Here is a 251-nt window from a genome sequence, read left to right on the forward strand (position 1 = left end):
GTCTAGTGTTCAGGCTCATTTCTCCTCTGAAAAGATTGTGAGTGAATATGAAAAGCTTTACCTAGAATTGATCGAAGGTGATGTTGAAGATGAATGAACCATTCACACATGCGATCCCTATATTACATACACTGCACGAACATGGGCATCAGGCTTACTTTGTCGGCGGAGCGGTGAGAGATGTTCTATTAGGACGAGAAATCGGCGATATCGATATTGCGACAGATGCAACACCTGATAAGGTTGAGTCC

At 43.4% G+C, this 251-nt stretch carries 1 pseudogene; it reads left to right on the plus strand.

Annotation, left to right across the window (positions count from 1 at the left end):
- Positions 1-89: 89 nt before the first annotated feature.
- Positions 90-251, plus strand: a pseudogene (locus tag AC0IXA_RS27870) (polynucleotide adenylyltransferase PcnB); the annotation flags it as partial.

This window comes from Pseudomonas sp. AC083, from assembly GCF_979253165.1.